Below are 20,513 nucleotides of genomic sequence, written 5' to 3' on the forward strand. Positions count from 1 at the left end.
CGATACCCAGGCCACCAATATGGTCGGTTGCTATAGCGGTAAACCGCTGAATACGCAAAATATTGATAGTCTGGCGGCGGAAGGTATTCGCTTTAATTCCGCCTACACTTGTTCACCGGTTTGTACGCCTGCACGCGCCGGACTATTCACCGGTATCTACGCTAACCAGTCCGGCCCGTGGACCAACAACGTCGCGCCAGGCAAAAACATCTCCACTATGGGGCGCTACTTTAAGGATGCCGGCTATCACACCTGTTACATCGGCAAATGGCATCTCGACGGTCATGACTATTTCGGCACTGGCGAGTGTCCGCCGGAGTGGGATGCTGATTACTGGTTTGATGGGGCGAACTATCTTAGCGAACTGACGGAAAAAGAGATCAGCCTGTGGCGCAATGGCCTAAACAGCGTCGAAGATTTACAGGCGAACCATATTGACGAAACCTTCACCTGGGCGCACCGCATCAGCAATCGAGCGGTAGATTTTCTGCAACAGCCCGTGCGCGCCGAGGAACCCTTCCTGATGGTGGTTTCGTATGATGAGCCGAATCACCCGTTCACCTGTCCGGTGGAGTATTTAGAGAAATACGCTGATTTTTACTACGAACTTGGCGAGAAATCACAGGATGACCTGGCGAACAAACCGGAACATCACCGCTTATGGGCGCAGGCGATGCCATCGCCAGTCGGTGATGACGGGCTTTATCACCATCCGCTCTATTTTGCCTGCAATGACTTTGTTGATGACCAAATCGGACGTGTCATCAATGCCTTAACGCCAGAGCAACGTGAAAATACGTGGGTCATTTATACCTCCGATCACGGTGAAATGATGGGCGCACATAAGCTGATCAGTAAAGGAGCGGCGACAGGTCGATACGCCAGTCAGTCATATTGATTTACTGCCGACAATGATGGCGCTGGCAGATATTGAAAAACCAGAGATTCTGCCGGGGGAAAATATCCTTGCCGTGAAAGAGCCACGCGGCGTGATGGTGGAATTTAACCGCTACGAGATTGAGCATGACAGCTTTGGCGGTTTTATTCCGGTGCGTTGCTGGGTGACGGATGACTTTAAACTGGTGCTCAACCTCTTCACCAGTGATGAACTTTACGATCGCCGTAATGACCCAAATGAAATGCATAACCTGATCGATGATATCCGTTTTGCAGACGTTCGCAGCAAAATGCATGACGCCTTATTGGATTACATGGACAAAATTCGCGATCCGTTCCGCAGTTACCAATGGAGTCTGCGTCCGTGGCGTAAAGATGCACGACCGCGCTGGATGGGGGCGTTTCGCCCACGCCCACAAGATGGCTATTCGCCAGTGGTACGCGACTATGACACCGGCCTACCGACGCAAGGAGTGAAGGTGGAGGAGAAAAAACAGAAATTCTGACGATAATGCCCGCTGATGATCACCCGGCGGGCATTATTCAGGCTGCTTAAACCAGCGAACCGCCGGTCAGGAAGGAAAAAATCAGGAATATCAGCAAAATGCTGCACACGATGCCGATACCAAAAACCAGCGCGCCGCGAATGCCCCAGCGATTTTCCTTACGCATACCGCCAATAAATGCGCAAAGTAGCGCAGCAATGGCCAGTGCGATACCGCTTTGATCGAGGATTTTATCGATATCCATGTCCTCTTTTTTCTCCACAGTGGTAATTTTTTCGCCTTTTATTCCGGCGAGAAGACCTCTTTTAATTTCAGCCGTTTTGTCCGCCACGATGCTTTCAAGCGTTGGCGGTGGTGCGGAAAAAGGGCCGAATGAAAAGTGGATAATCCCCATCATTAAAGCGATGGCACCGAACAGCATGCCCAATGAACTGATTTTATTTTGCGCTATGATACCCATCTGACCTCCTTGTAGCGGATGGCAAAAGCATATCAGGAAACGGGCGGACGAAATTCTTAAAAAAAACCGCTAAAGATAGAGCGTTAGTGAAATTGCAAAGGAGCAACAATGAAAATTTCCCGCCTTGGAGAAGCGCCCGATTACCGCTTCTCGCTGGCTAATGAGCGTACTTTTCTGACGTGGATCCGTACCGCACTAGGATTTCTGGCGGCGGGGGTTGGGCTTGATCAACTTGCGCCAGATTTCGCCACGCCCGTCATTCGTGAACTGCTGGCGTTGTTGTTGTGTCTGTTTTCCGGCGGGTTAGCAATGTATGGCTACCTGCGCTGGTTACGCAATGAAAAAGCGATGCGTCTGAAAGAGGACCTGCCCTACACCAACAGCTTATTAATCATCAGCTTAATATTGATGGTTGTGGCGGTGATCGTTATGGGACTGGTGTTGTATGCCGGATAGCCGTAAAGCCAGACGCATTGCCGACCCAGGGCTGCAGCCGGAGCGCACATCACTGGCGTGGTTTCGTACCATGCTGGGCTACGGCGCGTTGATGGCGTTGGCTATCAAACACAACTGGCACCAGGCGGGCATGTTATTCTGGATTTCGATTGGCATCCTCGCCATCGTGGCGCTGATCCTCTGGCACTACACCCGTAATCGCAATTTAATGGATGTCACGAATAGCGATTTTTCCCAATTTCACGTAGTCCGTGACAAATTTTTGATCTCCCTCGCGGTGTTATCTCTCGCAATACTGTTTGCTGTAACGCATATACATCAACTTATCGTATTTATTGAGAGAGTCGCATGACAGGAAGTCAGGTCATTGATGCTGAAGAGGACAGGCATAAGCTGGTTGTAGAGTACAAGGATGCTCTGCAACCTGCCGATTTTTATCACAATTTCAAACAGCGGGGCATCCGCTCCGTACAGCTCATTCCCCATCTTGAATTTGATGACCGGGGCGATCTGACGGCCGCTTCGGTGACAGCAGAGCTGTGGGGGAAATTTTTAATTGCCCTGTTTGAGTGTTGGGTGCGGGCAGATATCAGTCGTATCTCGATTGAGCTTTTTGACGCCACCTTACAAAAATGGTGTGGCAGCGAAAACCCGCAACCGCGCCGTGACTGCCAGGCGTGCGACTGGCATCGCCTGTGCCCGCACGCTCGGCAGGAGACGCCAGACAGCGTGCTTTGTGCGGGCTATCAGGCGTTTTATTCTTACTCCGCACCGCATATGCGGGTGATGCGTGATCTGATAAAGCAGCATCGTTCTCCCATGGAGCTGATGACGATGCTGCGGTGACGTGCGCTTAAACGGGCTGCCCCTGATGCGACATCCGCGTCGCCAGCGGCAGCCAGCACAGCACGATCAACAATCCCATTAAGGTCATCAACAACCCCAGGCTGCCCTGACCGGTTTGCGGCAACATCGCAGAGAGCGACGCCAGCACGCCGGAACCAATGTTTTGCAGACCGCCGACCAGCGCACCAGCCGTGCCCGCCAGGAAGGGGAACGGCTCCATCGCGCCGCTGGTCGCCAGCGGAAACAGCATCCCGGCACCGAAAAAGAACAGCGCGGCGGGAACGAGCAGCGTCCAGACATTCATCACGCCAAACCAGTCGGGGATCCACATCAGCAAGCCAGCCAGCAGGCAGCAGATAACCGACTGCCACATCAACGTTGAGAAGCGTTTATTAGGACGCCCGGCAAACCATGCCCCAAAAAATGCCGCCGGAATCGGCAGAATAAACAAAATACTGACCGTCATACTGCTCAGCCCTAACACCGCGCCCATCAGCACGCCGGAGCAGGCTTCAAAGGCAGCAATCCCGGCCAGACCGCCAATCAGCATCAGCAAATAACAGTTAAAACCGCTGTTACCGAAAAGCGTTTTATAACTGGTAAGCAGGCGCGTGCGCGGTGCATCGACCGGACGCGTTTCCGGCATCCAGCGGGCCATACTGAAGGTCACACCAGCACAAAGAACCAACAAAAAGAGATAACAGGCGCGCCAGTTCCACATCGTATCCAGCAGACCGCCGATTAGCGGTGCGAGCAACGGACTGACGAGAATCCCCATGTTTAACAGGCTGTTAGCATGGCGCAACTGTGTCCGTTTATATAAATCACGCGGCAAAGTACGCGCCATTACGCCGCCAACGCCGGTGCCCATCCCCTGCATCGCGCTGGCGGCAATCAATACCGTCAAACTGGAGGTCGTGACCGCGACCAGCGTTGCCAGCATAAAAATGGACATTCCGACGAGGATCACTGGTCGGCGACCGACACGGTCGGATATCGGGCCATAAAACAGCTGTGAGACACCGTAAGTCAGCAGATAAGCGCCCATTACGCTCTGCACCGCCCCTTCACGGACGTTGAGATCGCGCGCCATATCGGCAATAGCTGGAATATAAATGGTTTGCGCCATCTGACCGACGGCCACGAGTAATACCAACATCAATAACAAATTGACGTTTCTTTGCCTTTTCATTATCACGGATGCTTTTATAAAAATAATTAGAATAAGTCACTACGCATTCCCATAAATGCGGGAGAGGAATCTATCACATTGATGAATGTTAGCCAGATATACGCCAGGAATGGGGAATTGTTTAGCGGCAGAATATGTAAACAAAAGCGGCAATAAATGTTGCCGGGAGGGATGGTAGGGCGGATAAGATGCGTCAGCATCGCATCCGACTCCAACCCGCACGCTAAATATAAAAGGGGAGCGGTTACCCGCTCCCCTTTGGTGCGACTTGAATCTGAATTACTTCAGGTATTTCAGAACAGCATCAAGCAGTTGCAGTGCTGCAACAATGAGTTTGAGGATAAGAATGGCGATATCCACCAGGCTCATACGCGTCTCCTGTGGTTCAGGAGCACTGCCAGCTGACGTACCTTTCCGCTGCCTGTTGCCAGCTGTTGTGCACGCGGTATCTCAAGGAGAAACGTTGTGCTTGTTGACATAACACAGTGTGCTCACGCGGGGTTAAGGCGCTGACGGCACCACCCGTTTCAGCCAGGACTTAGTGCGCCGGGTAACGATGCGGCCCCCGCATAACACATTGCGAACAGTGATATTATAGAAGTTTACTGTATAAATAAACAGTAATATTTGGACAAAACGCAAACTGTGAACGATACTCAACTATGCACTAAATACGTCAAAATTCGTGCCGAAATTGCGCGTTCTGCGCGGAACACGTATACTTTCAGTGTTGACATAATACAGTGTGCTTTGCGGTTACCAGCCGCAGGCGGCTGACGAAACCTCGCTCCGGCGGGGTTTTTTGTTATCTGCAATTCAGTACAAAACGTGATCAACCCCTCAATTTTCCCTTGCTGAAAAATTTTCCATTGTCTCCCCTGTAAAGCTGTGCTTGTATAAATATTGTTAAACACAAAACCAACAAGGTCCCCAATGACTACTTCCATGTTCAACGCAAAACTACTACCAACTGCGCCATCCGCCGCAGTGGTCGTCGTGCGTGTGGTGGTGGTCGTCGGCAATGCGCCGTAGGGACTGGAACAACACACGATTCCAAAACCCCGCCGGCGCAAACCGGGCGGGGTTTTTCGTTTAAGCACCTCCCGGAAAGTCGGCCCAGAAGAAAAGGACTGGAGCATGGCAAGTTCGGGCACAACATCGACGCGTAAGCGCTTTACCGGCGCAGAATTTATCGTTCATTTCCTGGAACAGCAGGGCATTAAGATTGTGACGGGCATTCCGGGCGGTTCTATCCTGCCTGTTTACGACGCCTTAAGCCAAAGCACGCAAATCCGCCATATTCTGGCTCGCCATGAACAGGGCGCGGGGTTTATCGCTCAGGGAATGGCGCGCACCGACGGTAAACCGGCGGTCTGTATGGCCTGTAGCGGGCCGGGTGCGACTAACCTGGTGACCGCCATTGCTGATGCGCGGCTGGACTCCATCCCGCTGATTTGCATCACTGGTCAGGTTCCCGCCTCGATGATCGGCACCGACGCCTTCCAGGAAGTGGACACCTACGGCATCTCTATCCCCATCACCAAACACAACTATCTGGTCAGACATATCGAAGAGCTCCCACAGGTCATGAGCGATGCCTTCCGCATTGCGCAATCAGGCCGCCCTAGCCCGGTGTGGATAGACATTCCTAAGGATGTACAAACGGCGGTTTTTGAGATTGAAGCTCAGCCCGCGGTGGCAGAAAAAGCCGCTGCACCCTCCTTTAGCGAAGAAAGCATTCGTGACGCAGCTACAATGATTAACGCTGCCAAACGCCCGGTGCTTTATCTGGGTGGTGGTGTGATCAATGCGCCTGCGCGGGTGCGTGAACTGGCGGAGAAAGCGCAACTGCCTACCACCATGACTTTAATGGCGCTGGGCATGCTGCCAAAAGCGCATCCGTTGTCGCTGGGTATGCTGGGGATGCACGGCGTGCGCAGTACCAACTATATTTTGCAAGAGGCGGATTTGTTGATTGTGCTCGGTGCGCGTTTTGATGACCGGGCGATTGGCAAAACCGAGCAGTTCTGTCCGAATGCCAAAATTATTCATGTCGATATCGATCGCGCAGAGCTGGGTAAAATCAAGCAGCCGCATGTGGCGATTCAGGCGGATGTTGATGACGTGCTGGCGCAATTGATCCCGCAGGTGGAAGCGCAACTGCGTGCAGAGTGGCACCAGTTGGTAGCGGATTTGCAGCGCGAATTCCCGTGTCCAATCCCGAAAGCGTGCGATCCATTAAGCCATTACGGCCTGATCAACGCCGTTGCCGCCTGTGTCGATGACAATGCGATTATCACCACCGATGTGGGTCAGCATCAGATGTGGACCGCGCAAGCTTATCCGCTCAATCGCCCACGCCAGTGGCTGACCTCCGGTGGGCTGGGCACGATGGGTTTTGGCCTGCCTGCGGCGATTGGCGCGGCGCTGGCGAACCCGGATCGCAAAGTGTTGTGTTTCTCCGGCGACGGCAGCCTGATGATGAATATTCAGGAGATGGCGACCGCCAGTGAAAATCAGCTGGATGTCAAAATCATTCTGATGAACAACGAAGCGCTGGGGCTGGTGCATCAGCAACAGAGTCTGTTCTACGAGCAAGGCGTTTTTGCCGCCACCTATCCGGGCAAAATCAACTTTATGCAGATTGCCGCCGGATTCGGCCTCGAAACCTGTGATTTGAATAACGAAGCCGATCCGCAGGCTGCATTGCAGGAAATAATCAATCGCCCTGGCCCGGCGCTGATCCATGTGCGCATTGATGCCGAAGAAAAAGTTTACCCGATGGTGCCGCCAGGTGCGGCGAATACTGAAATGGTGGGGGAATAAGCCATGCAAAACACAACTCATAACAACGTAATTCTGGAGCTCACCGTTCGCAACCATCCGGGCGTAATGACCCACGTTTGTGGCCTTTTTGCCCGCCGCGCTTTTAACGTTGAAGGCATTCTTTGTCTGCCGATTCAGGACAGCGACAAAAGCCATATCTGGCTACTGGTCAATGACGACCAGCGTCTGGAGCAGATGATAAGCCAAATCGATAAGCTGGAAGATGTCGTGAAAGTGCAGCGTAATCAGTCCGATCCGACGATGTTTAACAAGATCGCGGTGTTTTTTCAGTAACCGCTCAAGGCTTGAACAACATCGCGCTTATCGTTAAGGTAAGCGCGTTTTTTTTTACCCGCCAGGACAAGACCATGATCACCGTTGCCCTTATAGACGATCACCTCATCGTCCGCTCCGGCTTTGCGCAGCTGCTGGGGCTGGAACCTGATTTGCAGGTAGTTGCCGAGTTTGGTTCGGGGCGCGAGGCGCTGGCGGGGCTGCCGGGGCGCGGTGTGCAGGTGTGTATTTGCGATATCTCCATGCCCGATATCTCCGGTCTGGAGCTGCTAAGCCAGCTGCCGAAAGGTATGGCGACGATTATGCTCTCCGTTCACGACAGTCCTGCGCTGGTTGAGCAGGCGCTTAACGCGGGGGCACGCGGCTTTCTTTCCAAACGCTGTAGCCCGGATGAACTCATTGCTGCGGTGCATACGGTTGCCACGGGCGGCTGTTATCTGACGCCGGATATTGCCATTAAACTGGCATCCGGTCGTCAGGACCCGCTGACCAAACGTGAACGCCAGGTGGCGGAAAAACTGGCGCAAGGAATGGCGGTGAAAGAGATTGCCGCCGAACTGGGCTTGTCACCGAAAACGGTACACGTCCATCGCGCCAATCTGATGGAAAAACTGGGCGTCAGTAACGACGTAGAGCTGGCGCGCCGCATGTTTGATGGCTGGTGATGAAGACGTTGTTCTCCCGCTTAATTACCGTTATTGCCTGCTTTTTTATCTTCTCTGCCGCATGGTTTTGCCTATGGAGTATCAGCCTGCATCTGGTTGAGCGCCCTGATATGGCGGTGCTGTTATTTCCGTTTGGTCTGCGTCTGGGGCTAATGCTGCAATGCCCGCGCGGATACTGGCCCGTATTGCTGGGTGCGGAGTGGCTGCTGATTTACTGGCTAACGCAGGCGGTCGGTTTAACCCATTTTCCGTTATTGATGATCGGTAGTTTACTGACGTTACTGCCCGTAGCGCTGATCTCGCGCTATCGCCATCAGCGTGACTGGCGCACCTTGCTGTTACAGGGTGCGGCGTTAACGGCGGCGGCGTTGTTGCAGTCGCTGCCCTGGCTTTGGCACGGCAAAGAGTCGTGGAATGCGCTGTTGCTGACTTTAACTGGCGGTCTGACGCTGGCCCCGATATGTCTGGTGTTCTGGCACTATCTCGCCAATAACACCTGGCTGCCGCTCGGCCCGTCACTGGTTTCTCAGCCCATCAACTGGCGCGGGCGGCATCTGGTCTGGTACTTGCTGCTGTTTGTTATCAGTCTCTGGCTCCAGTTGGGATTGCCGGACGAACTGTCGCGCTTTACGCCATTCTGTCTGGCGCTGCCGATTATCGCGCTGGCCTGGCACTATGGCTGGCAAGGAGCGCTGATTGCGACGTTGATGAACGCCATCGCGCTGATCGCCAGTCAAACCTGGCGCGATCATCTGGTGGATTTATTACTCTCGTTGCTGGTGCAAAGTCTGACAGGGTTGTTACTGGGCGCAGGCATCCAGCGGTTGCGTGAACTTAACCAGTCGCTACAAAAGGAACTGGCGCGCAATCAGCATCTGGCTGAACGTTTGTTAGAAACCGAAGAGAGCGTGCGCCGCGACGTGGCGCGTGAGCTGCACGACGATATCGGTCAGACCATCACTGCTATTCGTACTCAGGCGGGCATTGTTCAGCGGCTGGCGGCAGATAACGCCAGTGTGAAGCAGAGCGGGCAGCTCATCGAACAACTGTCGCTGGGCGTTTACGACGCGGTGCGCCGTTTGTTAGGACGGTTACGTCCGCGCCAGCTGGATGATCTCACCCTGGAGCAGGCCATCCGCTCACTGATGCGGGAAATGGAGCTGGAAGGGCGCGGCATTGTCAGCCATCTCGAATGGCGTATCGATGAATCAGCATTAAGCGAAAACCAGCGCGTGACGCTGTTTCGTGTCTGCCAGGAAGGGCTGAACAACATTGTGAAACATGCCGATGCCAGCGCGGTTACGCTGCAAGGCTGGCAGCAGGATGAACGGTTGATGCTGGTGATTGAAGACGATGGCAGCGGTTTGCCGCCGGGTTCCGGGCAACAAGGTTTTGGCCTCACCGGAATGCGCGAGCGCGTAACGGCGCTGGGCGGCACATTACACATTTCCTGTCTGCACGGCACGCGTGTCAGCGTTTCTCTACCTCAACGTTATGTCTAAGGTTCGATGATGTTGCCGTTTCTGAAAGCGCCTGCCGATGCGCCATTAATGACTGATAAACATGAAATTGATGCCCGTTATCGCTACTGGCGTCGGCATATTCTGCTGACCATCTGGCTGGGTTACGCGCTGTTTTACTTCACGCGGAAAAGTTTTAACGCCGCGGTACCAGAAATCCTTGCTAACGGCGTGCTCAGCCGTAGCGATATCGGCCTGTTAGCGACCCTGTTTTACATTACTTACGGCGTGTCGAAGTTTGTCTCCGGCATTGTCAGCGATCGCTCAAATGCCCGTTATTTTATGGGGATAGGGCTTATCGCCACGGGCATCATGAACATTCTGTTTGGCTTCTCGACGTCGCTATGGGCGTTTGCCGTGCTCTGGGTGCTGAACGCCTTTTTCCAGGGCTGGGGTTCACCGGTGTGTGCGCGTCTGTTAACGGCCTGGTATTCACGTACCGAGCGCGGCGGTTGGTGGGCATTATGGAACACGGCGCATAACGTCGGCGGCGCACTCATTCCCATTGTGATGGCAGCGAGCGCGCTGCATTACGGCTGGCGTGCCGGGATGATGATTGCTGGTTGTATGGCGATAGTCGTGGGGATTTTTCTCTGCTGGCGGCTACGCGATCGCCCGCAGGCGTTAGGTTTACCGGCGGTCGGTGAATGGCGGCACGACGCGCTGGAAATTGCTCAACAACAAGAAGGGGCAGGGTTGACGCGTAAAGAGATCCTCACCAAATATGTGTTGCTGAATCCGTATATCTGGCTGCTTTCGTTTTGCTATGTGCTGGTCTATGTGGTCCGGGCGGCGATCAACGACTGGGGCAATTTGTATATGTCCGAGACGCTGGGCGTCGATCTGGTCACGGCGAATACGGCAGTGACGATGTTTGAACTGGGCGGATTTATCGGTGCGCTGGTAGCCGGTTGGGGCTCGGACAAATTGTTTAACGGCAACCGTGGGCCGATGAATTTGATTTTCGCCGCCGGAATTTTGCTTTCAGTCGGCTCGCTGTGGCTGATGCCATTTGCCAGCTACGTGATGCAGGCAACCTGCTTCTTCACCATTGGTTTTTTTGTCTTTGGCCCGCAGATGTTAATTGGTATGGCGGCGGCAGAGTGTTCCCACAAAGAGGCGGCAGGGGCGGCGACGGGGTTTGTCGGCTTGTTTGCTTATCTGGGGGCGTCGCTTGCTGGTTGGCCGCTGGCGAAAGTGCTCGATACCTGGCACTGGAGCGGATTTTTTGTGGTTATCGCTATCGCCGCCGGGATTTCCGCACTGCTGTTACTGCCCTTTTTGAACGCCCAGACACCGCGTGAAGCGTGATGCATCTCACCTTTTCACTTCATATCCGGCAAAACTAAGAAATTTTCCAGGTTTTTCTTGGACGCTATCTCAGGCCTGATTTGCTGCTGATTTTTACAATGCATGCCTCACGCAGGTATTCATTTCAGGAGTAACCCATGCTGGCTTTCCTAAACCAGGTTCGCAAGCCGACCCTGGACCTTCCGCTCGAAGTGCGGCGCAAAATGTGGTTCAAACCGTTCATGCAATCCTACCTGGTGGTCTTTATCGGCTACCTGACGATGTACCTGATTCGCAAGAACTTTAACATCGCGCAGAACGATATGATTTCGACCTACGGGTTGAGCATGACGCAGCTGGGGATGATCGGCCTGGGTTTCTCCATCACTTATGGCGTGGGTAAAACGTTGGTTTCATACTACGCCGACGGCAAAAACACCAAACAATTCCTGCCGTTCATGCTTATCCTCTCTGCCATTTGTATGCTGGGCTTCAGTGCCAGTATGGGCAGCGGCTCGGTTAGCCTGTTCCTGATGATTGCCTTCTACGCCTTAAGCGGCTTTTTCCAGAGTACCGGCGGTTCGTGCAGTTACTCCACCATCACCAAATGGACGCCGCGTCGTAAACGCGGGACATTCCTCGGTTTCTGGAATATTTCTCACAACCTTGGCGGTGCAGGCGCAGCAGGTGTGGCGCTGTTCGGGGCAAATTACCTGTTCGATGGCCATGTCATCGGCATGTTTATCTTCCCGTCGATTATCGCGCTGATTGTCGGTTTTATCGGCCTGCGTTACGGTAGCGACTCCCCGGAATCTTATGGCCTCGGCAAAGCTGAAGAACTGTTCGGCGAGGAGGTCAGCGAAGAGGACAAAGAGACAGAATCTACCGATATGACCAAGTGGCAGATCTTTGTTGAGTATGTGCTGAAAAACAAAGTGATCTGGCTGCTGTGCTTCGCCAACATTTTCCTCTATGTGGTACGTATTGGTATCGACCAGTGGTCAACCGTATACGCGTTCCAGGAACTGAAACTCTCTAAAGCGGTGGCGATTCAGGGCTTTACGCTGTTTGAAGCTGGTGCGCTGGTCGGTACGCTGCTGTGGGGCTGGCTCTCTGACCTGGCGAACGGTCGCCGTGGCCTGGTGGCCTGCATCGCGCTGGCGCTGATTATCGCCACGCTCGGTGTGTATCAACATGCCAGTAACGAATATATCTATCTGGCTTCTCTCTTTGCGTTGGGTTTCCTGGTCTTTGGCCCGCAATTGTTGATTGGTGTGGCTGCTGTTGGCTTTGTACCTAAAAAAGCGATTGGCGCTGCCGATGGTATTAAAGGCACCTTTGCTTACCTGATTGGTGACAGCTTTGCCAAGTTAGGTCTGGGAATGATTGCCGATGGGACGCCGGTATTCGGCCTTACCGGCTGGGCAGGCACCTTCGCCGCGCTGGATATCGCCGCGATTGGTTGTATCTGCCTGATGGCGATAGTGGCGGTAATGGAAGAACGCAAAATCCGCCGCGAGAAAAAAATTCAGCAGTTGACAGTGGCATAAACGTAACTGGTGACTTTTGCCCGGCATGACGCCGGGCTTTTTTTATTATTCCGTGACTTCCAGCGTAGTGAAGGCAAACTTCTCGCCATCAAATAGCCCCTGACTGGTTAGTTTTAGCGCGGGGATCACTGGCAGAGAAAGAAACGCCATCTGAATAAACGGCTCATCGGGTAACGGACCGCATTCACGGGCGGCGGCTTTCAAGGCGTCAATTTGTTCCGCCAGCGACTGCGCCGTGTCGGTGCTCATCAGCCCGGCAATGGGTAACGGCAGATGACTTTGTACTTGGCCGTTACGTACCACGCACAGCCCGCCGCCATCCTGAATCACCTGATTGACCGCCAGCGCCATCTCTTCGGCACTGCGACCGATCACCACAATATTATGGCTGTCATGGCTGACTGTCGCAGCCAGCGCGCCTTCATTCAGGCCAAAGCCGCCGAGCAAACCACAGGCCGGAGCCAGCCGTTGCCCGTAACGCTCAAGTACGGCAATAAAGCACACATCATCGCGATCAAAACCATTTTCGCTGTAGACGCTGGAGCGGGAGTGCGTAATCAATTCGTTATGGATGACGTCAATGACCCGATAGCGTTTTCCGGGCGTGAATTGCAGGGCAAAGTCGCTGGCGGAAACTGGCTGGCGGGCAATGGTATTGCCATATGGCGGGGCAGACAGCGCCAGTCTCGCCGACTCTTCCGCCTGTAAGGTTTGCGCATCAATCGGTTCGCCTTTCACCAGTACCTGCTGCACCGTGACCTTACGCGCATCGCTCAACAGGACGATATCGGCCTGCTTGCCGGGTGCCAGTAAGCCGAGGTGATTCAGACCAAAGTGGCGCGCCGTCGACCAGCTGGCGACGCGATATGCCACATGCAGCGGCACATTGTGTTGTTCGATCAGGCGGCGAATTAAGGCATCGATATGCCCTTCATGGGCGATCTCCCACGGGTTACGGTCATCGGTACAGAGCATGCATTGCGGGCTGTTAAATTCGTTGATCAACGGTGCCAGTGCGTTGAGATTGCGGGCAGCGGACCCTTCGCGGATCATCAACGACATGCCGAGTTGTAATTTCCGGCGTCCTTCTTCCAGCTGATAACTTTCGTGGCAGTTTTCAATACCCGCAGCAATATAGGCGTTAAGTTCTTTGCCACCCAAACCCGGACAGTGACCGTCCAGCGTCAGGTAGCGAAATGCATCGAGTTTATCGAGCAGCGCATTCTGCCCGTTAATTACGGCAGGGTAGTCCATCATTTCTGCAAGGCCGGTAACCTGCGGATGGTCCCGCCAGGCGAGCATCTGTTCAAGGGTAAAACTGGCACCGTTAACATCGCAGCCTTCCAGAGCGGGCACGCAAGAGCTGACCTGTAAGTACTGGTTTTGCCTTGCCTGTTCGGCACAGCGGGCAAACCAGGCGAATCCGGCTTCTCCCATCACGTTGACGATTTCATGAGGGTCGCAAATAACGGTCGTCAGGCCGCGCGGCAGGGTAGCGGTTTCAAAAGTGACCGGCGTCATCATGCTGGATTCAATATGCAGGTGAGCATCAATAAACCCTGGCACCGCCGTTGCGCCGCGAGCATCAATCCGCTGCAAAGCCGGAGTATCAGCGTATTCTGCGCCAACACCGGCAATGTAACGTCCTTTAATCACAATTGGGCCGGAAATTTCTCCGGCATTGATCAGGTCGAGAATAGAGACATTATCAATAATATAATCGGCAACAGCGTCGCCACGGGAAACGGCTAACAATTCCTGGTATTCAGCCCGGCTAATGTGATGAAATTTATGGTTAATAGAATTATTCATATTTTTCTCATTTTGATTTTATCAATTTGATTATTATTTATCATAAAGAAACGTCGCGAGATTATTAAAGAATATCTATTAATGTGCAATTGAAATGTGATAATTATCACTGAACCGTTGTTGTCATTTGTTTTACAAAAGCAAGGGATTAAATCTCCTCCAATGGACAAAAAAATGAATAATGACAATACCGATTACGTGAGTAATGAATCAGGGACGCTTTCGCGATTATTTAAACTACCTCAGCATGGGACCACCGTCCGCACAGAATTGATTGCGGGGATGACCACTTTTTTAACCATGGTGTACATTGTTTTTGTGAACCCGCAAATCCTCGGCGCGGCACAAATGGACCCGAAAGTGGTGTTTGTTACCACCTGTTTGATTGCCGGTATCGGCAGTATTGCGATGGGGATATTTGCTAACTTACCCGTGGTGCTGGCTCCGGCAATGGGGCTGAACGCCTTCTTTGCGTTCGTGGTCGTGGGGGCGATGGGGATCTCCTGGCAGACCGGGATGGGCGCGATATTCTGGGGCGCAATTGGGCTATTTTTGCTCACGCTGTTTCGTATCCGGTACTGGATGATCTCCAACATTCCATTAAGTTTACGTATTGGTATCACCAGTGGAATCGGATTATTTATTGCCTTAATGGGATTAAAAAACACTGGTGTTATTGTCGCCAATAAAGACACGCTGGTGATGATTGGCGATTTAAGTTCTCACGGCGTGTTGTTAGGTATTTTAGGGTTTTTTATTATAACCGTGTTGTCATCACGTCATTTTCATGCCGCGGTGCTGGTTTCTATTGTGGTGACGTCTTGCTGTGGATTATTTTTCGGTGATGTTCATTTTAGCGGCGTCTATTCCATTCCGCCTGATATTAGCGGCGTCATTGGTGAAGTAGATTTGAGCGGCGCGTTAACACTTGAACTCGCCGGTATCATTTTCTCCTTTATGCTGATCAACCTATTTGATTCATCAGGAACATTAATTGGTGTAACTGATAAAGCGGGCTTAATAGATAGCAACGGTAAATTCCCCAATATGAATAAGGCGCTGTATGTTGATAGCGTCAGTTCGGTGGCAGGCGCATTTATCGGTACCTCGTCTGTTACTGCCTATATTGAAAGTACTTCTGGTGTGGCAGTCGGTGGTCGCACGGGGCTAACGGCTGTCGTGGTCGGCGTTATGTTCCTGTTAGTTATGTTCTTCTCACCGCTGGTGGCGATGGTTCCTCCTTACGCAACCGCTGGAGCGTTAATCTTTGTTGGCGTGCTGATGACTTCGAGCCTGGCGCGCGTTAACTGGGATGATTTTACCGAATCGGTGCCTGCGTTTATTACCACGGTGATGATGCCCTTTACTTTCTCGATCACCGAAGGGATTGCACTCGGCTTTATGTCGTACTGCATCATGAAAGTGTGCACCGGGCGCTGGCGCGATCTGAACCTGTGTGTGGTGGTGGTCGCAGCTCTGTTCGCATTGAAGATTATTCTGGTGGATTAGTAACTGGCGAGGGTTTCCAGATATCATGAGTTCTGATTACGCAGGAGAACTCATGATCTGGATAATGCTCGCCACGCTGGCGGTAGTGTTTGTGGTTGGTTTTCGGGTGCTGACATCCGGGGCCAGAAAAGCGATTCGCCGTCTCAGCGATCGGCTGAATATCGATGTCGTACCCGTGGAGTCGATGGTCGATCAAATGGGAAAGTCAGCCGGTGACGAATTTTTACGTTATTTGCATCGCCCGGATGAGTCGCACCTGCAAAACGCCGCGCAGGTGTTGCTTATCTGGCAAATTGTCATTGTCGATGATAGCGAACAGAACCTGCTGCAATGGCACCGGATTTTACAAAAAGCCCGCCTTTCCGCGCCGATTACCGATGCTCAGGTCAGGCTGGCGCTGGGTTTTCTGCGTGAAACCGAACCTGAAATGCAGGATATTAATGCTTTTCAGATGCGCTATAACGCGTTCTTTCAGCCTGCCGAGGGCGTTCACTGGTTGCATTGAAACCGTTTCGTCTTATCAGCCTACAGACCGCGCCTGACCTGTCGGGTGGATAAGACGTTCACGCCGCATCCGGTAATCTTTGCCCTGTTCCGTTTCGATCTTAACTCCAGCTCAAGCAACACCGTAAAAGTTGCAAAAACGTTAAATGCGTCACACATTTCAATGTTAAAGTGGTCGGCTTTTCCCCTGAAACATGCCACGGGTAACACCATGAGTGAATTTATTGCCGAAAACCGCGGCGCGGATGCCATCACCCGACCGAACTGGTCAGCCGTTTTCTCGGTGGCGTTTTGTGTCGCCTGTCTGATTATCGTTGAGTTTTTGCCCGTCAGTTTGTTGACGCCAATGGCCCAGGATTTAGGCATTTCGGAAGGGGTTGCCGGGCAATCGGTGACCGTGACCGCCTTTGTGGCAATGTTTGCCAGTTTGTTTATTACCCAGACAATTCAGGCCACTGACCGCCGCTACGTTGTTATTTTGTTTGCCGTTTTGCTGACGCTCTCCTGCTTGCTGGTTTCCTTTGCTAACTCATTCAGTTTGCTTTTAATCGGTCGTGCCTGTCTGGGGCTGGCGCTGGGCGGGTTCTGGGCGATGTCGGCGTCGCTGACCATGCGTCTGGTACCGCCGCGTACGGTGCCGAAGGCGCTGTCGGTGATCTTCGGCGCGGTTTCTATTGCGCTGGTGATTGCCGCGCCGTTGGGCAGTTTTTTAGGCGAGCTTATCGGTTGGCGCAATGTCTTTAATGCGGCGGCGGTGATGGGCGTGCTGTGTATTTTCTGGATTATCAAATCATTGCCTTCACTGCCAGGCGAACCCTCGCATCAGAAACAAAATACTTTCCGCTTATTACAACGTCCGGGTGTGATGGCAGGGATGATCGCCATCTTCATGTCTTTCGCCGGGCAGTTTGCTTTCTTCACGTATATTCGCCCGGTGTATATGAACCTGGCGGGATTCGGCGTGGATGGCTTAACGCTGGTGCTGTTGAGTTTTGGTATCGCCAGCTTTATTGGTACGTCGCTTTCGTCGTTCATTCTTAAACGTTCGGTAAAACTGGCCTTAGCAGGCGCGCCGTTAATACTGGCTGTGAGTGCGTTGGTACTGACGTTGTGGGGAAGCGATAAAATCGTTGCTACCGGCGTGGCGATTATCTGGGGGCTAACTTTTGCATTGGTTCCCGTCGGCTGGTCAACGTGGATCACCCGCTCGCTGGCCGATCAGGCAGAAAAAGCCGGGTCTATTCAGGTGGCGGTTATTCAGCTTGCTAATACCTGTGGCGCGGCAATCGGCGGTTATGCGCTGGATAATATTGGTCTGACTTCGCCGTTGATGTTGTCCGGCACATTGATGTTGCTGACTGCATTGTTGGTTACTGCAAAGGTGAAAATGAAGAAATCCTGATATCAGGTAAAGAAGCGTTGGTCAGTAGTTGTTGCTGTTCTTACATATCCGGGCATTCTACCTTACCCAACGCTTCCCAATAATTGCTCTGATTATTACGTTCCATCGCCACGATGGCCTCGCGTATATGTTGTTTATTGTTTTCATCTGACAACATTAACTTTTCCCACGCTTCATCTGATAATGACGCCTGTGGCGTGCAAATTTTACGTAAATCTTGTAATACCGTGGTTTTCTCTTTTGCGGACTGCAGTGAGCTAAAAGGCGACTCGGCGTATACGATGCCTGGCATAGCGAAAAAAGTGAAAATAAGCAGTAGTGTCGTTGGTTTCATGGATTCAACCTTTTACAAATGTGTATCGAATGAAGCATAAGTGTAGTTTGCTTTCATCGCTCTCATCATGCTGTACGAAACGCGCTTGCGTGGTCAGTAAGAAGTGCCAGACTTTATATTCCACTTTTATTCCTTTTTATTCTTATCGATAGCGTTTCGTTTTTTAAACCGCAGCGACCTTACCGCTATAGTCAGGTAATCATTAATAAAAGGATAAAAAAATGAAACTGACAACACATCATCTACGGACAGGGGCCGCATTATTGCTGGCCGGAATTCTGCTGGCAGGTTGCGACCAGAGTAGCAGCGATGCAAAACACATTAAAGTTGGCGTTATAAATGGCGCAGAACAAGATGTCGCGGAAGTCGCTAAAAAGGTGGCAAAAGAGAAATATGGCCTCGATGTTCAACTGGTAGGATTTAGCGGTTCGTTGCTACCGAACGATGCGACAAATCATGGCGAACTTGATGCGAACGTCTTCCAGCATCGACCCTTTCTTGAACAAGATAATCAGGCGCATGGTTATAAACTGGTAGCGGTGGGAAATACGTTTGTCTTCCCCATGGCGGGTTATTCCAAAAAAATCAAAACCGTGGCGCAAATAAAAGAAGGCGCGACAGTGGCGATCCCCAACGACCCGACCAACCTTGGTCGTGCGCTTTTACTGTTGCAAAAAGAGAAGCTAATTACTCTGAAAGAGGGAAAAGGGTTATTACCTACCGCGCTGGATATAACCGATAATCCTCGTCATTTGCAGATTATGGAACTCGAGGGGGCGCAGCTCCCGCGCGTACTGGATGATCCCAAAGTTGATGTGGCGATTATCAGCACCACTTACATTCAGCAGACCGGGCTTTCTCCGGTGCACGACAGTGTATTTATTGAAGATAAAAATTCGCCGTATGTGAATATTTTGGTGGCACGGGAAGATAATAAGAATGCAGAAAACGTGAAGGAATTTCTGCAATCTTATCAATCATCCGAAGTCGCTAAAGCGGCAGAAACCATCTTTAACGGTGGCGCGGTGCCTGGCTGGTAATTCTCACTCATCCCGCGCCGGACGATTTATTTTTCTGGCGCGGCGACGGGAATCCATTGAAATCAAAATTACCGATGACAGAATCAGCAGCGTTCCCAGCCAGTCCGGTAATGTGAACGTGATCCCCAGCAACAGCAAAGAGAGTAGCGCGCTACTTAATGGTTCTGCACAGCTCAAAATGCTGGCTTTTGGACCGCCAATTAATTGTGCTCCTTTCAGGTACAGACTAAATGTCAGGGACGTACCAATGACGATCAAATAAAAAAACGCCAAAATCAAACTGCCGTTAACGACAAAGTTTGTCCCTTGTCTGGCATAAAAAGGCAATAGAATCAGACCGCCGATCAGCATACTCCAGCCGACGACAGGCAACGTGCCATAGCGGGCAATCAGCGTTGAGGGATAGGTGGTATAGAATGCAGCAGCAAATGCCGAGGCAATGCCCCAGAATAACGCGGCAGGAGAGATCGATAATGACGTCGGATTACCGTGTGTCACCAATAAAAAAGTCCCGACCAGCGATGTCAAAATAGCGCAGAAAACCAGAATGCCCGGGCGCGATTTACGTACCAGTGAGAACCAGGCGACGATAATCGTCGGTGAGAGGAATTGCAGCACCGTTGCCGTGGCTGCGTTCGATTTTTCGATGGTTAGCAAAAAAGTGAGCTGTACGGTTAGCGCGCCAACCACGGAAAAAATCAGCAGACTAATGGCATCTTTGTGATTGTTAATAATAGAAAAGATTTTATCGCCATGAACAAATGACAGCGTCAGCAGAATCAAACCGGCGAATATCAAACGCGTCATAGTCAAAAACTGCGACGACATCTGGCTTTGCTCCATGATGTATTGCGCACAGACCCCTGAACTTCCCCACAACACGGCGGCAATCAGAACGTTCAGCATCCCCTTTCTGGTGGAACCCATTTTTCCCTCTGCATACTGTTTTGTCGTTTATGTATGCAGGCATGATAGCAAAAATGGCGAGGATGGCTCTGTTTGCGCCACGCCGATTTTTCTTAGCCCAGACTGGTGAGCTAAATATCTTTAATAAACAGCAGGCAAATCATCGCAATACCCAACATCCCTATCGCCAGCCAGAACAACGCATGGTAGCTCCAGATTTCAACCATAATTCCGTCAACAGAGCCGGCGATAATCCAGCCGACGCGTGAAGTATTTGCATATAACGTTGTCGCAGAGCCTATTTTTTCAGGCATCAAGTCCTGAAAATAAAGCATGCCGATACCACAGAGAATACCAAGGAAGATGGCATTTAGAATTTGCAATTCCAGCTCAACCGCCGGAGTCGTCGCCATGAGTACGCTGGCGTAAAAACACATACCACTCACGATAGCAATGAGCATTAATAGTCGCTTGCCAATACGTTTCATGTAATAGCCTGCGATT

At 52.0% G+C, this 20,513-nt stretch carries 22 protein-coding genes and 1 pseudogene; 16 read left to right on the top strand and 7 right to left on the bottom strand.

The annotated features are described in order from the left end of the window. Window positions 1-19 precede the first annotated feature (19 nt). A pseudogene (locus tag ACUU1I_RS05315) lies at window positions 20-1,403 on the top strand (sulfatase-like hydrolase/transferase). Between the two features lie 46 nt (window positions 1,404-1,449). On the opposite strand, the gene yidI reads toward ACUU1I_RS05315, so the two are convergent. Next, entirely contained in the window at window positions 1,450-1,863 is a 414-nt protein-coding gene (yidI, locus tag ACUU1I_RS05320) for a protein YidI (protein WP_000511292.1), read from the bottom strand. A 108-nt stretch (window positions 1,864-1,971) separates the two neighbouring features. Here yidI and ACUU1I_RS05325 point away from each other — a divergent pair, with 108 nt between their 5' ends. Genes ACUU1I_RS05325 through ACUU1I_RS05335 form a run of 3 tightly spaced genes read left to right on the top strand, consistent with a single transcriptional unit; the run spans window position 1,972 to window position 3,165 of the window. Next, entirely contained in the window at window positions 1,972-2,319 is a 348-nt protein-coding gene (locus ACUU1I_RS05325) for a YidH family protein (RefSeq protein ID WP_000703968.1), read from the top strand. Beyond that, the gene (locus ACUU1I_RS05330; RefSeq protein WP_001113432.1) at window positions 2,309-2,671 is read left to right on the top strand and encodes a DUF202 domain-containing protein; all 363 of its coding nucleotides are present in this window, start codon (window positions 2,309-2,311) and stop codon (window positions 2,669-2,671) included. Before ACUU1I_RS05325 ends, ACUU1I_RS05330 begins: the two co-directional genes overlap by 11 nt. Beyond that, window positions 2,668-3,165, top strand: coding sequence for a radical SAM protein (locus ACUU1I_RS05335; RefSeq protein WP_000148041.1), 498 nt, complete (start codon window positions 2,668-2,670; stop codon window positions 3,163-3,165). The genes ACUU1I_RS05330 and ACUU1I_RS05335 overlap by 4 nt, the downstream gene beginning before the upstream one ends. 7 nt (window positions 3,166-3,172) lie before the next feature. On the opposite strand, the gene emrD is transcribed toward ACUU1I_RS05335, so the two are convergent. Beyond that, window positions 3,173-4,357 (bottom strand): multidrug efflux MFS transporter EmrD, encoded by a 1,185-nt coding sequence (gene emrD / locus ACUU1I_RS05340; protein ID WP_005115977.1) that lies wholly within the window; start codon window positions 4,355-4,357, stop codon window positions 3,173-3,175. A gap of 81 nt (window positions 4,358-4,438) precedes the next feature. Between emrD and ysdE the strand changes: the two genes are divergently transcribed. Then, window positions 4,439-4,513: a protein YsdE gene (ysdE, locus tag ACUU1I_RS05345; protein WP_211180519.1), complete on the top strand. Its 75-nt coding sequence runs from the start codon at window positions 4,439-4,441 to the stop codon at window positions 4,511-4,513. 123 nt (window positions 4,514-4,636) lie between these two features. Here ysdE and tisB read toward each other — a convergent pair whose 3' ends face one another. After that, the gene (tisB, locus tag ACUU1I_RS05350) at window positions 4,637-4,726 is read right to left on the bottom strand and encodes a type I toxin-antitoxin system toxin TisB (RefSeq protein ID WP_000060506.1); all 90 of its coding nucleotides are present in this window, start codon (window positions 4,724-4,726) and stop codon (window positions 4,637-4,639) included. A 564-nt stretch (window positions 4,727-5,290) separates the two neighbouring features. On the opposite strand from tisB, the gene ivbL reads away from it, so the two are divergent. From ivbL to uhpT, 7 genes are all read left to right on the top strand, one after another. After that, window positions 5,291-5,389: an ilvB operon leader peptide IvbL gene (ivbL, locus tag ACUU1I_RS05355; protein WP_001312198.1), complete on the top strand. Its 99-nt coding sequence runs from the start codon at window positions 5,291-5,293 to the stop codon at window positions 5,387-5,389. A gap of 105 nt (window positions 5,390-5,494) precedes the next feature. Next, entirely contained in the window at window positions 5,495-7,183 is a 1,689-nt protein-coding gene (gene ilvB, locus ACUU1I_RS05360) for an acetolactate synthase large subunit (protein ID WP_000168492.1), read from the top strand. A 3-nt stretch (window positions 7,184-7,186) separates the two neighbouring features. Further along, window positions 7,187-7,477 (top strand): acetolactate synthase small subunit, encoded by a 291-nt coding sequence (gene ilvN, locus ACUU1I_RS05365; protein ID WP_001181713.1) that lies wholly within the window; start codon window positions 7,187-7,189, stop codon window positions 7,475-7,477. A gap of 74 nt (window positions 7,478-7,551) precedes the next feature. Continuing rightward, window positions 7,552-8,142 carry a transcriptional regulator UhpA gene (uhpA, locus tag ACUU1I_RS05370; protein WP_000633668.1) on the top strand — a complete coding sequence of 197 codons (591 nt, stop codon included), beginning with the start codon at window positions 7,552-7,554 and terminating at the stop codon, window positions 8,140-8,142. Further along, window positions 8,142-9,644: a signal transduction histidine-protein kinase/phosphatase UhpB gene (gene uhpB, locus ACUU1I_RS05375; RefSeq protein WP_005052000.1), complete on the top strand. Its 1,503-nt coding sequence runs from the start codon at window positions 8,142-8,144 to the stop codon at window positions 9,642-9,644. The genes uhpA and uhpB overlap by 1 nt, the downstream gene beginning before the upstream one ends. Window positions 9,645-9,653: 9 nt before the next feature. Continuing rightward, the gene (uhpC, locus tag ACUU1I_RS05380) at window positions 9,654-10,973 is read left to right on the top strand and encodes an MFS transporter family glucose-6-phosphate receptor UhpC (RefSeq protein WP_005115989.1); all 1,320 of its coding nucleotides are present in this window, start codon (window positions 9,654-9,656) and stop codon (window positions 10,971-10,973) included. Between the two features lie 137 nt (window positions 10,974-11,110). Beyond that, entirely contained in the window at window positions 11,111-12,502 is a 1,392-nt protein-coding gene (gene uhpT / locus ACUU1I_RS05385; RefSeq protein ID WP_000879206.1) for a hexose-6-phosphate:phosphate antiporter, read from the top strand. A 45-nt stretch (window positions 12,503-12,547) separates the two neighbouring features. On the opposite strand, the gene adeD is transcribed toward uhpT, so the two are convergent. Continuing rightward, window positions 12,548-14,314, bottom strand: a complete 1,767-nt coding sequence (gene adeD, locus ACUU1I_RS05390; RefSeq protein WP_001065668.1) for an adenine deaminase — start codon at window positions 14,312-14,314, stop codon at window positions 12,548-12,550. Window positions 14,315-14,488: 174 nt separating this feature from the next. Here adeD and adeQ point away from each other — a divergent pair, with 174 nt between their 5' ends. The 3 genes from adeQ to nepI all read left to right on the top strand — a co-directional run bounded on the left by adeQ (window position 14,489) and on the right by nepI (window position 17,729). Next, complete coding sequence (gene adeQ, locus ACUU1I_RS05395) at window positions 14,489-15,823, top strand: adenine permease AdeQ (RefSeq protein WP_024260662.1); 1,335 nt, start codon at window positions 14,489-14,491, stop codon at window positions 15,821-15,823. A 52-nt stretch (window positions 15,824-15,875) separates the two neighbouring features. Next, window positions 15,876-16,328 (top strand): DUF1198 domain-containing protein, encoded by a 453-nt coding sequence (locus tag ACUU1I_RS05400; RefSeq protein WP_005051995.1) that lies wholly within the window; start codon window positions 15,876-15,878, stop codon window positions 16,326-16,328. A gap of 210 nt (window positions 16,329-16,538) precedes the next feature. Then, window positions 16,539-17,729, top strand: coding sequence for a purine ribonucleoside efflux pump NepI (nepI, locus tag ACUU1I_RS05405; RefSeq protein ID WP_001288549.1), 1,191 nt, complete (start codon window positions 16,539-16,541; stop codon window positions 17,727-17,729). A gap of 40 nt (window positions 17,730-17,769) precedes the next feature. Here the strand turns inward: nepI and yicS are convergent, their stop codons facing one another. After that, entirely contained in the window at window positions 17,770-18,063 is a 294-nt protein-coding gene (yicS, locus tag ACUU1I_RS05410) for a protein YicS (RefSeq protein WP_000805509.1), read from the bottom strand. Between the two features lie 221 nt (window positions 18,064-18,284). Here yicS and nlpA point away from each other — a divergent pair, with 221 nt between their 5' ends. Beyond that, complete coding sequence (gene nlpA, locus ACUU1I_RS05415) at window positions 18,285-19,103, top strand: lipoprotein NlpA (RefSeq protein ID WP_000779437.1); 819 nt, start codon at window positions 18,285-18,287, stop codon at window positions 19,101-19,103. Between the two features lie 3 nt (window positions 19,104-19,106). Here nlpA and ACUU1I_RS05420 read toward each other — a convergent pair whose 3' ends face one another. Both ACUU1I_RS05420 and ACUU1I_RS05425 read right to left on the bottom strand, forming a co-directional pair. Continuing rightward, window positions 19,107-20,030, bottom strand: a complete 924-nt coding sequence (locus ACUU1I_RS05420; RefSeq protein WP_000535957.1) for a carboxylate/amino acid/amine transporter — start codon at window positions 20,028-20,030, stop codon at window positions 19,107-19,109. Between the two features lie 110 nt (window positions 20,031-20,140). Further along, window positions 20,141-20,513 (bottom strand): MFS transporter (locus ACUU1I_RS05425; protein ID WP_449144812.1); only part of this gene is annotated, 373 nt, incomplete at its 5' end.

This window comes from Shigella sp. SIG3, from assembly GCF_053555855.1.

Coding starts and splice junctions, on each gene's coding strand:
- yidI (WP_000511292.1), bottom strand. CDS start 1,863: ATGGGTATCATAGCGCAAAATAAAATCAGTTCATTGGGCATGCTGTTC.
- ACUU1I_RS05325 (WP_000703968.1), top strand. CDS start 1,972: ATGAAAATTTCCCGCCTTGGAGAAGCGCCCGATTACCGCTTCTCGCTG.
- ACUU1I_RS05330 (WP_001113432.1), top strand. CDS start 2,309: ATGCCGGATAGCCGTAAAGCCAGACGCATTGCCGACCCAGGGCTGCAG.
- ACUU1I_RS05335 (WP_000148041.1), top strand. CDS start 2,668: ATGACAGGAAGTCAGGTCATTGATGCTGAAGAGGACAGGCATAAGCTG.
- emrD (WP_005115977.1), bottom strand. CDS start 4,357: ATGAAAAGGCAAAGAAACGTCAATTTGTTATTGATGTTGGTATTACTC.
- tisB (WP_000060506.1), bottom strand. CDS start 4,726: ATGAGCCTGGTGGATATCGCCATTCTTATCCTCAAACTCATTGTTGCA.
- ivbL (WP_001312198.1), top strand. CDS start 5,291: ATGACTACTTCCATGTTCAACGCAAAACTACTACCAACTGCGCCATCC.
- ilvB (WP_000168492.1), top strand. CDS start 5,495: ATGGCAAGTTCGGGCACAACATCGACGCGTAAGCGCTTTACCGGCGCA.
- ilvN (WP_001181713.1), top strand. CDS start 7,187: ATGCAAAACACAACTCATAACAACGTAATTCTGGAGCTCACCGTTCGC.
- uhpA (WP_000633668.1), top strand. CDS start 7,552: ATGATCACCGTTGCCCTTATAGACGATCACCTCATCGTCCGCTCCGGC.
- uhpB (WP_005052000.1), top strand. CDS start 8,142: ATGAAGACGTTGTTCTCCCGCTTAATTACCGTTATTGCCTGCTTTTTT.
- uhpC (WP_005115989.1), top strand. CDS start 9,654: ATGTTGCCGTTTCTGAAAGCGCCTGCCGATGCGCCATTAATGACTGAT.
- uhpT (WP_000879206.1), top strand. CDS start 11,111: ATGCTGGCTTTCCTAAACCAGGTTCGCAAGCCGACCCTGGACCTTCCG.
- adeD (WP_001065668.1), bottom strand. CDS start 14,314: ATGAATAATTCTATTAACCATAAATTTCATCACATTAGCCGGGCTGAA.
- adeQ (WP_024260662.1), top strand. CDS start 14,489: ATGAATAATGACAATACCGATTACGTGAGTAATGAATCAGGGACGCTT.
- ACUU1I_RS05400 (WP_005051995.1), top strand. CDS start 15,876: ATGATCTGGATAATGCTCGCCACGCTGGCGGTAGTGTTTGTGGTTGGT.
- nepI (WP_001288549.1), top strand. CDS start 16,539: ATGAGTGAATTTATTGCCGAAAACCGCGGCGCGGATGCCATCACCCGA.
- yicS (WP_000805509.1), bottom strand. CDS start 18,063: ATGAAACCAACGACACTACTGCTTATTTTCACTTTTTTCGCTATGCCA.
- nlpA (WP_000779437.1), top strand. CDS start 18,285: ATGAAACTGACAACACATCATCTACGGACAGGGGCCGCATTATTGCTG.
- ACUU1I_RS05420 (WP_000535957.1), bottom strand. CDS start 20,030: ATGGGTTCCACCAGAAAGGGGATGCTGAACGTTCTGATTGCCGCCGTG.